Consider the following 15,025-nt stretch of genomic DNA (forward strand, 5'->3'; position numbering starts at 1 on the left):
GCAGTTGGATTACCTGCCTCTCTCGGAGTAATGTTCGGGCCTGTCTCACCTGATTTATCCAAGGAACTGGAAATATGCTGCGTCGCCGCATGCTGATCATGTTGGGTGTTGTGTTGCTGATCGTCCTGGTGCTGGGCGGGTACAAAGCCTTTTCGATCTACACGATGATCCAGGGCTTTTCCAAGCCGAAACCGCCGATCAGCGTCGCCGTGGCCAACGCCAGCGAACGGCCGTGGCAGATGCGCTTGCCCACCGTCGGCACGCTCAAGGCATTGCAAGGCGTCGAGCTGAGTCTGGAAGTCGCCGGCACGGTCACTGAACTCAAGTTCGAATCCGGACAGAAGGTCAAAGCCGGGCAACCGTTGCTGCAACTCGACAGCGCCGTCGAAACCGCCCTGCTGGAAACCGCCAAGGCAGACTTGGGTCTGGCGCAACTGGACTTCGGCCGTGGCGCGCAACTGGTCGACAGCCGCGCCATCTCCAAAGGCGAATTCGACCGCCTCTCCGCCGTGCTGCAAAAGAACAAAGCCACGGTCAATCAGCTCAACGCCTCGCTGGCGAAAAAACGCATTCTCGCGCCGTTCAGCGGCACCATCGGCATCCGTCAGGTCGACGTCGGCGACTACCTCGCCAGCGGCACCAAAATCGCTACGTTGCAGGATTTGAGCAGCCTCTACGCCGACTTCTACCTGCCCGAACAATCGGTGCCGAAACTGGCCATCGGCCAACCCGTACAGATCTCGGTTTCGGCTTACCCCGGGCAAAATTTCGCCGGCAAGATCAGCGCAATCAACCCGATCGTCGAAAGCACTACGCGCAACATCCTGATCCGCGCCACCTTGGCCAACCCCGACGGCAAACTGTTGCCCGGCATGTTTACCAGCCTCGAAGTGCTGTTGCCCGATCCGCAGAAACACATCGTCGTGCCGGAGAGCGCGATCACCTACACCCTCTACGGCAACTCGATCTACGTGGTCGGGCAGAAAAAGGCCGAAGACGGCAGCGTCGAAAAAGACGACAAGGGCCAACCCGTACTGATCGCCGAACGCCGCTTCATCGAAACCGGTGAACGCCGCGATGGCCTGGTGATGATCAACAAGGGCGTGCAGAACGGCGAACAAGTGGTGACGGCTGGCCAGATCAAACTGGACAACGGCGCGCACATCGCCATCAGCGACGACAAGACCCTCGGCGAGCAGAACAGTCCGCCCCGCGCCGACTGATCAAGGAAAACCCATGGCTTTTACTGATCCGTTCATCCGCCGTCCGGTGCTCGCCACCGTGGTCAGCCTGCTGATTGTGCTGCTCGGCTTTCAGGCCTGGAGCAAGTTGCCGCTGCGCCAATACCCGCAAATGGAAAACGCCCTGATCACGGTGACCACCGCCTACCCCGGGGCCAACGCCGAAACCATTCAGGGCTACATCACCCAACCGATGCAGCAGAGCCTGGCCAGCGCCGAGGGCATCGACTACATGACCTCGGTCAGTCGCCAGAACTTCTCGACGATCTCGATCTACGCACGCATCGGCGCCAACACCGACCGTTTGTTCACCGAGCTGCTGGCCAAGGCCAACGAGGTGAAAAACCAGCTGCCGCAGGATGCCGAAGACCCGGTGCTGAGCAAGGAATCCGCCGACGCTTCGGCACTGATGTACATCAGCTTCTTCAGCAAGGACTTGAGCAACCCGCAGATCACCGACTACCTGTCGCGGGTGATCCAGCCAAAACTGGCGACCCTGCCGGGCATGGCTGAAGCGGAGATTCTCGGCAATCAGGTGTTCGCCATGCGCCTGTGGCTCGACCCGATAAAACTTGCCGGTTTCGGCCTCAGCGCCGCCGACGTGACCAACGCTGTGCGTCAGTACAACTTCCTCTCCGCCGCCGGCGAAGTGAAAGGCGAGTACGTGGTGACCAGCATCAACGCCAACACTGAGCTGAAATCCGCCGAAGCCTTCGCCGCCATTCCGCTCAAGGTCAGTGGCGACAGCCGCGTGCTGCTCAGCGATGTCGCGCGGGTGGAAATGGGCGCGGAAAACTACGACTCGATCAGCTCGTTCGGCGGCACGCCATCGGTGTACATCGGCATCAAGGCGACACCGGGCGCCAACCCGCTGGACGTGATCAAGGAAGTGCGCAAGATCATGCCGGAGCTGGAAGCGCAGCTGCCGCCGAACCTCAAGAGCGAGATTGCTTACGACGCCACCCTGTTCATCCAGGCGTCCATCGACGAAGTGGTAAAAACCCTGTTCGAAGCGGTGCTGATCGTCATCGTCGTGGTGTTCCTGTTCCTTGGCGCGTTGCGCTCGGTGGTGATCCCGGTGGTGACCATTCCGCTGTCGATGATCGGCGTGATGTTCTTCATGCAGATGATGGGCTACTCGATCAACCTGCTGACGCTGCTGGCGATGGTGTTGGCCATCGGCCTGGTGGTGGACGATGCGATTGTCGTGGTGGAGAACATTCATCGGCACATCGAAGAAGGCAAAACACCGTTTGACGCTGCCCTTGAAGGCGCCCGAGAAATCGCCATGCCGGTGGTGTCGATGACCATCACGCTGGCGGCGGTGTATGCGCCGATCGGTTTTCTCACCGGCCTGACCGGGGCGCTGTTCAAGGAGTTCGCGCTGACGCTGGCCGGGGCTGTGGTGATTTCCGGGGTCGTCGCCCTGACCCTGTCGCCAATGATGTGTGCTTATCTGCTGCGCCACGAACAGAACCCCAGCGGCCTCGCCCATCGTCTCGACCGCCTCTTCGACGGCCTCAAGCGCCGCTATCAAAGCACGCTGCACGGCACGCTGAACACGCGCCCGGTGGTGCTGGTGTTTGCAGTGATCGTACTGTGCCTGATTCCGGTGTTCCTCAAGTTCACCAAATCTGAACTGGCGCCGGACGAGGATCAGGGCATCATTTTCATGATGGCCACCGCCCCGCAGCCAACCAACCTTGATTACCTGAGCACCTACACCGACGAGTTCATCAAGATCTTCAAGGAATTCCCGGAGTACTACTCCTCGTTCCAGATCAACGGCTACAACGGTGTGCAGGCCGGCATCGGCGGCTTCCTGCTCAAGCCGTGGAACGAGCGCAGCCGCACGCAGATGCAGATCCTCCCCGAGGTGCAAGGCAAACTGGGTGCGATCCCGGGATTGCAGATTTTCGGTTTCAACCTGCCCTCCCTGCCCGGCACCGGCGAAGGCTTGCCGTTCGAATTCGTGGTCAACACGGCCAACGATTACGAACTACTTTTGCAAGTGGCTGACCGGATCAAGAAGCGCGCGATGGAGTCGGGCAAGTTCGCCTTCGTCGACCTCGACCTGGCGTTCGACAAACCGGAAGTGGTGGTCGACATCGACCGCACCAAAGCGGCGCAGATGGGCGTGTCGATGCTCGATCTGGGCAGCACCCTGGCAACGCTGCTCGGCGAGGCGGAAATCAATCGCTTCACCATCGAAGGGCGCAGCTACAAGGTCATCGCCCAGGTTGAACGGCCGTACCGCGACAACCCGGACTGGCTGAACAATTACTATGTGAAAAACACCCAGGGCGAATTGCTGCCGCTGTCGACGTTGATCAAGGTCAGCGACCGTGCCCGACCGCGCCAGCTCAACCAGTTCCAGCAACTCAACGCGGCGAAGATTTCCGGGTTTCCGCTGGTGAGCATGGGCGAAGCCATCGACACGGTGTTGCAGATCGCCCGCGAAGAAGCACCGGCCGGTTTTGCTTTCGACTACGGCGGCGCCTCACGGCAGTTCGTCCAGGAAGGGAGTGCCTTGTGGGTGACGTTTGCTTTGGCGCTGGCGATCATTTTTCTGGTGCTGGCAGCGCAGTTCGAGAGCTTCCGCGATCCGCTGGTGATTCTGGTGACGGTGCCGCTGTCGATCTGCGGGGCGCTGATTCCGCTGTTCCTTGGCTGGTCGAGCATGAACATCTACACCCAGGTCGGGCTGGTGACGCTGATCGGGCTGATCAGCAAGCACGGGATCCTGATCGTCGAATTCGCCAATCAACTGCGCAAGGACAAAGGCCTGAGCGCGCGCGAGGCGGTGGAGGAAGCGGCAGCGATTCGTCTGCGGCCGGTGCTGATGACCACCGCAGCGATGGTGTTCGGCATGGTGCCGCTGATTCTGGCTACCGGTGCCGGAGCGGTCAGCCGTTTCGATATCGGTATGGTGATTGCGACGGGCATGTCGATCGGTACCTTATTTACCCTGTTCGTCCTCCCATGCATTTACACCCTGCTGGCAAAACCCGACAAAGCCTGACCCCTGTAGGAGCTGCCGCAGGCTGCGATCTTTTGATCTGAACTGTAAAACAAAATCAAAAGATCGCAGCCTGCGGCAGCTCCTACAGGGGGAACAAAAAAGGCCTCGCATCTGCGAGGCCTTTCATTTGGGCTTCAATCGATTCAACTTTGTGGCCTCATCCCTTGAGACAATCCGAACATGAACAGCAACAAATCATGGTCGGGTTTACTCGCCACGGAGGCTTTGGCCACCCGTGGTACTGCGCAGTGATCATCCGTCGTGGATGCACCGATGACTTGCATGCGGGGCTGCTCCCAAGCCGCCACCGCCAATGAAGCAACTGCCAAGGCTCCAACCAAAAACAAACCTCGTGCAATTTCTAGTTTCATCGCTATAAACCTTTGATAGCGCTGCCAAACGCCGTCTCATAAAAGTAGACGAGTTTTTTCCAGTCCGCGCCGTTGAACGACGAATGGCGGCGCAATTGCTTCATGTCATGGGCGGCCGCGCGATGGGCGGTCAGACGCTGGCGGCACTTCTCCAGATCGATCAATGCCACTTCGACCTTGGCCGACTCGCCCTCGCCCGTCACCCGTACAAAGACGTGTTTGATATAGATGCAACTGTGCTGCCAACGGCCCTTGTGCATGCGCGCAAGGTTTTCGGCGAGGTCCTTCAGTACGCGCTCGTAAACGGCTTCGCCGTATTGCGCACGACCACCCGCCGCTTCCCACTTTTCCAGTTCGTCAAAACCGTCCAGCGACTTGGTCACCAGCAGCGCACGCCACTTGTATTGCGGGTCAGGCTGCGCGCCGCAGAAAACGATTTCCGGCACGCGCACTCCCAGTTTGCTCACGCCGGTCAGCGCGTCGAGCTCACGCAATACCGTCGGGCGGCCAAACGGGTGCAGCCAGCTGCGGTAAATGTGTCCAGTCTGGCGTTTGGCATACAGCAGTTGCCCGTCACGACCGATGACTCGTTGCACACCACTTTCGCCACCACGGCGGACGTTGGGCTCTTCGACCCACTCACCCTGCTGGTTCCAGTAATAGTCAAAGCGATCCTGCGGAGCGACGTCCGTTCCTGCTGCAAATTGCACTGCCATCCCACTACCTCTTGCGTAATACGTAGACCCGCCACATGGCATAGAGCGGGATGAAATCCAGTTGTTCCTGAATGCGGAACCCTGCTTCTTCAAATTCTTTTTCAACCGTAACAGCCGGTAACACAAAACGGTTCTGGTAACCTTCCTGCCCACGCTTGGCCTCGGCCTTCTTGCGTTTCCAGGCCTTGAAATTGCCATCCACCCACAGCGAAATGATCACGCTGTCACGGGTGACGCGCTCAAATTCACGCAGAATGGCCCGTCGATGCTCGGCTTCACCGATGTGATGGAGCAAACGCATGCAGAAAATGCTGTCGACGGCGTTATCAGGCAAGGCAATGTCGAACGCAGAGGTGTGCAAGGGTTGTACCCGTTTCACCACATCGGCCGGTTGCGCCTGCATCGCGGTCTTGATCATCGACTCGGAGTTGTCCGCGCCGATGATCACCCGGTTCGGTTTTTCCGCCAGCAGTGGCCAGAAACGACCCGCACCACACGGCAAATCCAGCACCAGCCCCGGCTCACCGGCCAATGTCAGCGCCTTGCGTGCCAGTTGTTCATCACGCCAGTGAGACAAGCGACGACCGAGATTGGCTTGATGCTTTTGCAGATATTTCTGCGCATGCGTGTCGTCGTACTTTTCGGAAAAATCGAGTTTGATCGGACCGGCCATCACCAGGACTCCTGAATTACTGATGCCCCCACCTTAAGCAGGGGCGTGTCAGCATCAGGTCATCCATTTGTGAAAAAAATGTCCGGTAAACCCACAAACTATTTCAAGGTTATACAGGATTTAGACAGGTTGGCGGGAGTGGCTGGATGCCACCACTGCGTGTCAGACTTTGCCCAGATCAACCTCAAAACGACAGCCATTGGGCTCCATGGTGCTCAGGTTCACCGTCCAGCCCTGGTTCTCGCAGATGCGCTGGACCAGTGACAAGCCCAGCCCCAACCCCTCGCCGCGTTTCTCACTGCCACGGACAAATGGCTCGAACATCGCCTCGCGCTTTTCTTCGGGAATGCCCACGCCCGAATCCTCGACCACGAACCCGTGGGCATTGAGTGTCAGGCGTATGAATCCCTGCTCGGTGTAATGCAATGCATTGCGCAACAGGTTGCCCATAACCGCATTCAACAGGGTCGCGTTATAACGGGTATCCAGCGGGGTGCCCGGTTCGTAAATCAGTTTCAGGCCTTTGCTTTGAATGGGCTCGCGCCACAGGCACAGCAGACTTTCGGCCACCTGGGCAAGGTTCTGCTGAGGCGCCATGCCAGCGTCTTCATGTTGAGCGCGGGCGAGCATCAGGAAAGTCTGCACCAGCTCGCGCATCTCTTCGCTGGCACGCGCGATGCGCTGAACCTGAGAACGCCCGCGCTGGTCGATGCCGGGGTTTTCCAGCAACAATTCACAAGAACTTGCCAGCACCATCAGCGGCGTACGCAGTTCATGGCTGACGTCACTGGTAAACAGGCGCTCGCGGGTCAGTGCCTGACGCAAACGTCCCAGCGTGGCATCGAAGGCCACCGCCAACTCACCGACTTCATCAGCAGCGTAATCCGGGGCCAGTGGAGGCGCCAGTCCAAGCAACTGGTCGCGATGGCGCACTTGCCGCGCAAGACGCACCACCGGCGCCATCACTTTGCGCGCCAGCACCCAGCCGAGGAATACCGCCAGCGCCAGACTGAGCACGAAGCCCACCAGCACCACGGCAAACAGCACGCGCTCACGCTCTTCAAAATCGCTTTGATCCTGCAGCAGTACATAGCGACGACCGTCAACGATCTCGACCATCGCGTGATACGACAATTGTTCGCGGAAAACTTCGTGGAAGCCGGAATCGAGATGGCGCAGATCTTTCGGCAACTCGAAATCGCCCGGGCCGCCACTGAAATAGAACAGCTGGTCCGGTTCGGGACGATGGCTCCAGTCCGAGACGTTGTCCATCAGCAGCAGCCGCTGCAGATCGCCGCCCAGACCAGCCGAAATCAGTTTTTCCTCGACCAGGTGTACCGTCGCGACGATGCCCATGGCGAAGGCGCCGGCCACCAGTGCGCTCATCAGTGCGAAGGCAATGATGATCCGCTGGGAAAGGCTCTGTCTAAACTCCATCAGGCATCGGCCAGGCGGTAACCCACGCCATGCACGGTGTGCAGCAGTGGCTTGGCGAACGGCTTGTCGATCACCTGGCGCAACTGGTGAACGTGGCTGCGCAGGCTGTCACTGTCCGGGCAGTCATCGCCCCACAGCGCTTCTTCGAGAATTTCCCGGCGCAAGACGTGCGGGCTTTTCTGCATCAACACCGCCAGCAATTTGAGGCCGACCGGGTTGAGCTTGAGCAGTTTGCCTTCGCGCGTCACTTCGAGGGTATCGAGGTCGTAACTCAGATCGGCGACCTGCAAGGCGCGACGGCCACCGCCCTGGGCTCGGCGCATCACCGCCTCGACCCGCGCCGCGAGCTCGGACAGGGCGAACGGCTTGATCAGGTAATCGTCGGCACCGGACTTGAAGCCCTGCAAACGATCGTCGAGCTGATCGCGAGCGGTGAGCATGATCACCGGCGTGTCCCGACGGGCATCTTCGCGCAGGCGCTTGCACAGGGTGTAGCCGTCGATCCCCGGCAGCATGATGTCGAGCACGATCAAATCGTAATGCTCAGTGGCCGCCAGGTGCAGGCCCGACAGACCGTCCTGCGCGCAGTCGACGGTATAGCCTTTGAGGCCCAGATAATCGGCCAGATTGGCGAGGATGTCGCGGTTGTCTTCGACCACCAGGATTCGCATGGGCACCTCTTCCGTACACAGTAATGGCCGTCTTGGCCCGCGCAGCTTACGGCCAAGTGTGGCTCAGGGCTAGGCGTGTGTTGGGTTGTTTATCGACAAAAACGTTCATTGTTCGGCGCAACGTTTTTTTCACTTTCGGTTAACGAATCCTCGACGCCAACGGGCGCAGACTCCGCGCGGTTGCGCTCCTCAGAACCTGTTTTCCGCCCAAGGAATTGCCCATGGTGTCGACTTCTCCCCGCCCCGTCCCCAGGCCACTGAATTTCTGGCTGTGCCTGGGAATTCCCGCCGTCGCGGCCATCGTGCTGGTGCTGCTTGAACTGACCGATCTGGACATGGATCTGGCCAGACTTTTCTACGACCCGGTCGCCGGGGATTTCATCGGACGGCACAGTTACTTCCTCGAAGACATCCTGCATGACCGCGCCAAACAGGTAGTGATCGCCTTCTCGGTGTTCGCCATCTGCGGTTTCGTCGGGGCGTTTTTCATTGAGCGACTGAAACCGTTCAAGCGCGAATTGGGCTGTCTGGTGTTGTCACTGGGGCTGGCGACTTCGTTTGTCACCCCGGTGAAAGCCGTGACCGCCGTGCAGTGTCCGTGGAGTCTTGAGCAGTTTGGCGGCCATGAGACTTATAGCAAGCTGATGGAACATCGTCCGCAGACCGATAAGCCTGGTCGTTGCTGGCCGGGGGGGCATGCGGCTACGGGGTTCACCTTGTTTGCGTTGTTTTTTGTGCTGCGTGACCGTCGTCCGCGCTTGGCTAAACAGGCGTTTATCTTTGCCTTTGCGCTGGGTTCGGTGTTTTCGATCAGCCGAATGATGCAGGGCGCACACTTCTTTTCGCACAACGTGTGGACGGCGATTTTCTGTTGGCTGATTTGTCTGGGGTCGTATTACTGGGTGCTGTATCGCCCGGCGGTGAAGGCTGAGGCTGTCGTCAGAGCACAACCCGTCCGCGCCTGATCTGACGCCATCGCTGGCAAGCCAGCTCCCACAGAGTCCAAGGTGAAATACATATTGTGTGAACCTTACAAATCCCTGTGGGAGCTGGCTTGCCAGCGATGGTCGCACCTCGGTCTGAAGCCACACCAAATCGAAGGCAATAAAAAACCCCGCTGACTCGCGTCAGCGGGGTTTTGCGTTACGGGGGTAAGGCTGGCTTACATCATGCCGCCCATGCCACCCATGCCGCCCATGTCTGGCATGCCGCCGCCAGCGCCGCCGTCTTTCTTCGGCGCGTCAGCTACTGCAGCTTCGGTGGTCAGGATCAGACCGCCGATCGACGATGCCGCTTGCAGAGCGGAACGAGTCACCTTGGTTGGATCCAGGATGCCCATTTCGATCATGTCGCCGTATTCGCCAGTCGCAGCGTTGTAACCGAAGTTACCGGTGCCGTTCTTGACTTCGTTGACCACAACGCTTGGCTCGTCGCCGCTGTTGGCAGCGATCTGACGCAGCGGAGCTTCAACAGCGCGACGCAGAACAGCGATACCGACGTCCTGATCAGCGTTGTCGCCTTTCAGGTCGTTCAGGGTTTGCAGAGCGCGGATCAGCGCAACGCCACCGCCAGGTACCACGCCTTCTTCAACGGCTGCACGGGTTGCGTGCAGGGCGTCTTCAACGCGGGCTTTCTTCTCTTTCATTTCTACTTCGGAACCAGCGCCAACCTTGATTACTGCAACGCCGCCGGACAGCTTGGCCAGACGCTCTTGCAGTTTTTCACGGTCGTAGTCCGAGGAAGTTTCGGCAACCTGAGCGCGGATCTGAGCGATACGCGATTCGATGTCGCCAGCAACGCCAGCACCGTCAACGATGATGGTGTTTTCCTTGGAGATGGTCACGCGCTTGGCGCTGCCCAGGTTTTCCAGGGTGGCTGCTTCCAGGCTCAGGCCGATCTCTTCGGAGATAACGGTACCGCCGGTCAGAACAGCGATGTCCTGCAGCATGGCCTTGCGACGGTCACCGAAGCCAGGAGCCTTGACGGCTGCAACTTTAACGATGCCACGCATGTTGTTCACAACCAGAGTCGCCAGGGCTTCGCCTTCAACGTCTTCGGAAACGATCAGCAGTGGACGGCCAGCTTTGGCAACGGCTTCCAGCACTGGCAGCATTTCGCGGATGTTCGAGATCTTTTTGTCGACCAGCAGGACCAGTGGGTTGTCCAGTTCGGCAACCATGGTTTCCGGCTTGTTGACGAAGTACGGGGACAGGTAGCCACGGTCGAACTGCATGCCTTCTACAACCGACAGTTCGTTTTCCAGGCCAGTGCCTTCTTCAACGGTGATCACGCCTTCTTTACCGACTTTTTCCATGGCTTCGGCAATGATGTCGCCGATGGAGTTGTCGGAGTTGGCCGAGATGGTACCTACCTGAGCGATTGCCTTGGTATCAGCGCATGGCTTGGACAGGTTCTTCAGCTCTTTGACGATAGCGATGGTCGCTTTGTCGATACCGCGCTTCAGATCCATCGGGTTCATGCCGGCAGCGACGGCTTTCAGGCCTTCGTTGACGATCGACTGAGCCAGAACGGTGGCGGTGGTAGTACCGTCGCCCGCGTCATCGTTGGCACGGGAGGCAACGTCTTTGACCAGCTGCGCGCCCATGTTTTCGAAACGGTCTTCGAGTTCGATTTCTTTGGCGACGGAAACGCCGTCCTTGGTGATGGTCGGAGCGCCGAAGCTCTTCTCGATGATCACGTTACGGCCTTTCGGGCCCAGGGTCGCTTTTACTGCGTCAGCCAGGACGTTGACGCCCTTGAGCATTTTTTTACGGGCGGAATCGCCAAACAGAACTTCTTTAGCAGCCATGATCGATATTCCTTAAATACTTTGTAGTAGCGGGAAAATGAACGGGGGTATCAGCCTTCGATAACAGCGAGGATTTCGTTCTCGCTCATTACCAGCAGGTCTTCGCCGTCGACTTTCACAGTGTTGCTGCCGGAGTAAGGACCGAACACAACCTTATCGCCTTCCTTAACGGACAGTGCGCGCACTTCGCCGTTTTCCAGAGCTTTGCCCGGGCCTACAGCGAGAATCACACCGTGGTTGGCTTTTTCAGCAGCCGAACCTGGCAGGACGATACCGCCAGCGGTTTTCTTTTCTTCTTCGCTGCGACGGATTACGACGCGGTCATGCAGAGGACGAAGCTTCATTGTCGATCTCTCCTAATTGTGGTTTTCATCGGCCGGTGTATTCCCGGCGGGTTTAACAAATCCGGCCTGCGCCGGTTGCGGCTCGTCAAGCGAGTCGCGGAAGACTGACTGGCTCAAATGCCAGAAACCTTTCGGTGACCGATACATAAGGGCGCATAAGCTTATTACAAGGGCGAGGCTAAAAAAATTTCACCGAGGCTCGTCATAAAAGCAGCCCACAAATGAACACGGCACCCGAAGGTGCCGTGTCGATATCGCCGTTACTTGATGTCGCGGTGTTCGAACTCGCCTTCGATTACATCACCCTCGCGGCCCAGAGGCTCGCGCGGCGCAGGACCGCCACGGGGTTGCAGGTCGTCGGCGAAGGCGCGTTGGCGCATGGCCTGGTCTTCGGCACGCTGGCGCATTTTGTTTGCCAGCAGGCGGCGGGTGAATGGCAGCAACATCACCAGACCGACCACGTCGCTGATGAAGCCCGGCAGGATCAACAGGCCACCGGCCAATGCCAGCATCAGGCCCTCAAGCATGGTTTGCGCGGGCAGTTCGCCGCGATTCAGGCTTTCACGGGCACGCAGTGCCGTGGCCAGACCGGCGACGCGCAGCACGAACACGCCGAACATCGAGCCGACAATGATCAGCAGCAGGGCCGGGAAAAACCCGATAGACCCTGCCACTTTGACGAATACGAACAGCTCCAGCACCGGAAACAGCAGAAAGAGCAACAGAAAAGGGCGCATCAAAGTTTCCTCAACGCAAGAAATGCCTTGCAGTAAGCATTAGATGACGTCGCTCTTTCGTGAATTCAAGCTTCGGCCGTCGCATTTTTTGGCCAGACCTCAGCGTGAGCCAGAGAAACCAAGGCTTCGCGCACTTGTGTCGGCGTATTACAAGGCGTTGGGAACGGCAGCCAATGCAGCGCCTGACCGATACGCAGGTGCATGCCTTCGGTGTCGATCCCGGCCAGTTGCGCCGGCACGGTTTTCGGCAGACCGGCAAGATCGACGTAGTGCGCGATGGCTTTGGCGTGGTCGCTGTTCATGTGCTCGACCATGCTGATCTCAGCCTTGCCGGCGAACGGGTTGGCCAGGGTCAGTTGATCGACCCAGTGAATCGCGCCGAACCCGCCGATGTAACGATGGCGCACCGGGGTCAGCACCCAGAAATCGAAGTCGTGAGCTTTATGGTAGTTCTGCGAATCCGGGAAGTAGCGGTAGTAGCGCTCGGCAGCCGCTTCGATGGCCGCGGCGTCTTCGAGCTTTTGCGCTTCGGCGAGATAGGTCAGGCGACCAACGGCTTGCACGTCGTCGGCTTCACGCTCACCCACCAACAGCGAGCATTTCGGATCTTTCTGCAGGTTGTGGGTGTGCTGGGCGATGCGGCTGATCAGGATCAGCGGGCGGCCCTGCTCGTCCAGGCAGTACGGCACCACGGAGCCAAAGGGAAAACCGGGCATCGATTTGGAGTGAGTCGACAGCACTCCGCGGTATTCCTTGAGAAGCAATTCTCGGGCATTCTTCGCCACTTCAACGCTCAATTTATGACTCCTTAAATAGAATCCGTCGAAAAAACGGACGGGCGCCGGGGATCAAGTCCCAGTCACGCCATCGGGCAATTCTCATGTGCAGTCGCGCCCAGGCCGGTGCAGATCGGGAGTCGCTGACAATAAAAACTAATCAGACCTGCTATCGGGGCATGCGAATGCAACTCAACGACAAAGTAATCATTATCACTGGCGGTTGCCAGGGTTTGGGCCGCTCAATGGCCGAGTATTTCGCTGGCAAAGGCGCGAAACTCGCGCTGGTCGACCTCAATCAGGAAAAACTCGACGACGCGGTGGCCGCTTGCAAGGCCAAGGGCGTCGAGGCACGCAGCTACCTGTGCAACGTCGCCAATGAAGAACAGGTCGAGCACATGGTCGCTCAGGTTGCCGCCGATTTCGGTGCGATTCACGGCCTGATCAACAACGCGGGGATCCTCCGTGATGGCCTGCTGTTGAAGGTCAAGGACGGCGAGATGACCAAGATGAGCCTGGCACAGTGGCAGGCGGTGATCGACGTCAACCTGACCGGCGTGTTCCTCTGCACCCGTGAGGTGGCGGCGAAAATGGTCGAGCTGAAGAACACTGGCGCGATCATCAACATTTCGTCGATTTCGCGGGCCGGCAACGTTGGCCAGACCAACTATTCGGCGGCCAAGGCTGGCGTTGCTGCGGCGACGGTGACCTGGGCTAAAGAGCTGGCGCGTTACGGGATTCGCGTGGCGGGGATTGCGCCGGGCTTCATCGAAACCGAGATGACCTTGGGCATGAAGCCGGAAGCGCTGGAGAAGATGACCTCGGGGATTCCGCTCAAGCGCATGGGCAAGCCGGAAGAGATTGCGCATTCGGCGGCGTATATCTTCGAGAACGACTATTACACCGGCCGGATTCTGGAGATGGATGGCGGCTTGCGTATCTGAAGCAAGATCAAAAGATCGCAGCCTGCGGCAGCTCCTACATGGGATTTCTGTAGGAGCTGCCGCAGGCTGCGATCTTTTTCGATCAATCGTCGCTGATGGTGATGTTCGGCATCGCCGGCGTTGCCGCTTCCTGCAACACGATCCGCGCGCCGACGTGGCGGGCCAGTTCCTGATAGACCATGGCAATCTGGCTGTCCGGCTCGGCGATCACCGTAGGCTTGCCGCCATCGGCCTGCTCGCGGATCAGCATCGACAACGGCAGCGAGGCCAGCAGTTCGACACCGTACTGGGTCGCCAGCTTCTCGCCCCCACCCTCACCGAACAGATGCTCGGCATGCCCGCAGTTCGAGCAGATATGCACGGCCATGTTTTCCACCACGCCCAGCACTGGAATGTTGACCTTGCGGAACATTTCCACGCCTTTGCGCGCGTCGAGCAGGGCCAGATCCTGTGGAGTGGTGACGATCACAGCGCCCGCCACCGGGACTTTCTGCGCCAGGGTCAGCTGGATATCGCCGGTGCCTGGCGGCATGTCGATGACCAGATAATCCAGGTCGCCCCACGCGGTTTGCGTGACCAGTTGCAGCAACGCGCCGGAAACCATCGGGCCGCGCCAGACCATCGGCGTGTTGTCGTCAGTCAGGAACGCCATCGACATCACTTCGACACCATGCGCCTTGAGCGGCACAAACCACTTCTGATCCTTGACCTCAGGGCGGGTGCGTTCGGGGATACCGAACATGATGCCTTGGCTCGGGCCGTAGATATCGGCGTCGAGAATGCCGACCTTGGCGCCTTCACGGGCCAGCGCCAGGGCGAGGTTGGCGGCGGTGGTCGACTTGCCCACACCGCCCTTGCCCGAGGCCACGGCAACCACGTTCTTGACGTTGGCCAGCCCCGGGATCTGCGCCTGGGCCTTGTGCGCGGCGATCACGCTGTTGACTTCAACCTTGGCGATCACCACGCCGTCGAGGTTTTCGATGGCCAGTTGCAGCAATTGCGCCCAGCCACTCTTGAACAGACCGGCGGCGTAACCGATTTCCAGCTGCACATTGACGCGATCACCGACGATTTCGATGTTCTTCACGCATCCGGCGCTGACCGGGTCCTGGTTCAGGTAAGGGTCGGTGTATTGGCTGAGGACGGCTTCCACCGCTGCGCGAGTGACGGCGCTCATGGGCAACTCCGATAACAAGACTGGGAAAAGATGGCGGGTATCGTACCGTGCTGATTCATTTGAGTTCAGGAGATTTATAGCCAAACACACTCAGTTGAGCTGGAAAA

Annotated in this window: 14 protein-coding genes; 4 read left to right on the plus strand and 10 right to left on the minus strand. The window is 59.0% G+C overall.

All coding sequences use genetic code 11. The features are described 5' to 3' along the window. The first annotated feature begins 74 nt into the window (after positions 1 to 74). Positions 75 to 1,223: an efflux RND transporter periplasmic adaptor subunit gene (locus PMI37_RS06790; protein WP_008079367.1), complete on the plus strand. Its 1,149-nt coding sequence runs from the start codon at positions 75 to 77 to the stop codon at positions 1,221 to 1,223. Positions 1,224 to 1,236: 13 nt separating this feature from the next. Further along, positions 1,237 to 4,263: a multidrug efflux RND transporter permease subunit gene (locus tag PMI37_RS06795; RefSeq protein WP_008079369.1), complete on the plus strand. Its 3,027-nt coding sequence runs from the start codon at positions 1,237 to 1,239 to the stop codon at positions 4,261 to 4,263. A gap of 143 nt (positions 4,264 to 4,406) precedes the next feature. On the opposite strand, the gene PMI37_RS06800 is transcribed toward PMI37_RS06795, so the two are convergent. The 5 genes from PMI37_RS06800 to colR form a co-directional block, all read right to left on the minus strand. Beyond that, positions 4,407 to 4,634 (minus strand): hypothetical protein, encoded by a 228-nt coding sequence (locus tag PMI37_RS06800; protein WP_045123044.1) that lies wholly within the window; start codon positions 4,632 to 4,634, stop codon positions 4,407 to 4,409. Between the two features lie 2 nt (positions 4,635 to 4,636). Then, positions 4,637 to 5,350, minus strand: coding sequence for a lipopolysaccharide kinase InaA family protein (locus PMI37_RS06805; protein WP_008079370.1), 714 nt, complete (start codon positions 5,348 to 5,350; stop codon positions 4,637 to 4,639). A 4-nt stretch (positions 5,351 to 5,354) separates the two neighbouring features. Next, positions 5,355 to 6,023 carry a class I SAM-dependent methyltransferase gene (locus PMI37_RS06810; RefSeq protein WP_008079371.1) on the minus strand — a complete coding sequence of 223 codons (669 nt, stop codon included), beginning with the start codon at positions 6,021 to 6,023 and terminating at the stop codon, positions 5,355 to 5,357. Between the two features lie 162 nt (positions 6,024 to 6,185). Beyond that, positions 6,186 to 7,460 carry a sensor histidine kinase gene (locus tag PMI37_RS06815; protein WP_008079372.1) on the minus strand — a complete coding sequence of 425 codons (1,275 nt, stop codon included), beginning with the start codon at positions 7,458 to 7,460 and terminating at the stop codon, positions 6,186 to 6,188. Beyond that, positions 7,460 to 8,131: a two-component system response regulator ColR gene (gene colR / locus PMI37_RS06820; RefSeq protein ID WP_008079373.1), complete on the minus strand. Its 672-nt coding sequence runs from the start codon at positions 8,129 to 8,131 to the stop codon at positions 7,460 to 7,462. Before colR ends, PMI37_RS06815 begins: the two co-directional genes overlap by 1 nt. A gap of 221 nt (positions 8,132 to 8,352) precedes the next feature. Here colR and PMI37_RS06825 point away from each other — a divergent pair, with 221 nt between their 5' ends. Next, a complete protein-coding gene (locus PMI37_RS06825; RefSeq protein WP_008079374.1) occupies positions 8,353 to 9,096 on the plus strand; it encodes a phosphatase PAP2 family protein in 744 nt (247 codons plus the stop codon). Between the two features lie 197 nt (positions 9,097 to 9,293). Here PMI37_RS06825 and groL read toward each other — a convergent pair whose 3' ends face one another. The 4 genes from groL to PMI37_RS06845 form a co-directional block, all read right to left on the minus strand. Then, positions 9,294 to 10,940: a chaperonin GroEL gene (gene groL, locus PMI37_RS06830; RefSeq protein WP_008079375.1), complete on the minus strand. Its 1,647-nt coding sequence runs from the start codon at positions 10,938 to 10,940 to the stop codon at positions 9,294 to 9,296. A 50-nt stretch (positions 10,941 to 10,990) separates the two neighbouring features. After that, entirely contained in the window at positions 10,991 to 11,284 is a 294-nt protein-coding gene (locus PMI37_RS06835) for a co-chaperone GroES (RefSeq protein ID WP_007916610.1), read from the minus strand. Between the two features lie 260 nt (positions 11,285 to 11,544). Further along, positions 11,545 to 12,021, minus strand: coding sequence for an FxsA family protein (locus tag PMI37_RS06840; RefSeq protein ID WP_008079382.1), 477 nt, complete (start codon positions 12,019 to 12,021; stop codon positions 11,545 to 11,547). Between the two features lie 65 nt (positions 12,022 to 12,086). Continuing rightward, positions 12,087 to 12,818, minus strand: a complete 732-nt coding sequence (locus tag PMI37_RS06845) for a HugZ family pyridoxamine 5'-phosphate oxidase (protein ID WP_008079383.1) — start codon at positions 12,816 to 12,818, stop codon at positions 12,087 to 12,089. 164 nt (positions 12,819 to 12,982) lie between these two features. On the opposite strand from PMI37_RS06845, the gene PMI37_RS06850 reads away from it, so the two are divergent. Next, positions 12,983 to 13,741 carry an SDR family oxidoreductase gene (locus tag PMI37_RS06850; protein WP_016986667.1) on the plus strand — a complete coding sequence of 253 codons (759 nt, stop codon included), beginning with the start codon at positions 12,983 to 12,985 and terminating at the stop codon, positions 13,739 to 13,741. An 82-nt stretch (positions 13,742 to 13,823) separates the two neighbouring features. Here the strand turns inward: PMI37_RS06850 and apbC are convergent, their stop codons facing one another. Beyond that, positions 13,824 to 14,918, minus strand: a complete 1,095-nt coding sequence (gene apbC / locus PMI37_RS06855) for an iron-sulfur cluster carrier protein ApbC (RefSeq protein ID WP_008079385.1) — start codon at positions 14,916 to 14,918, stop codon at positions 13,824 to 13,826. Between the last annotated feature and the right edge of the window lie 107 nt (positions 14,919 to 15,025).

The sequence above is a fragment of the Pseudomonas sp. GM80 genome, assembly GCF_000282515.1.
In the GTDB taxonomy this organism is placed as follows: Bacteria; Pseudomonadota; Gammaproteobacteria; order Pseudomonadales; family Pseudomonadaceae; genus Aquipseudomonas.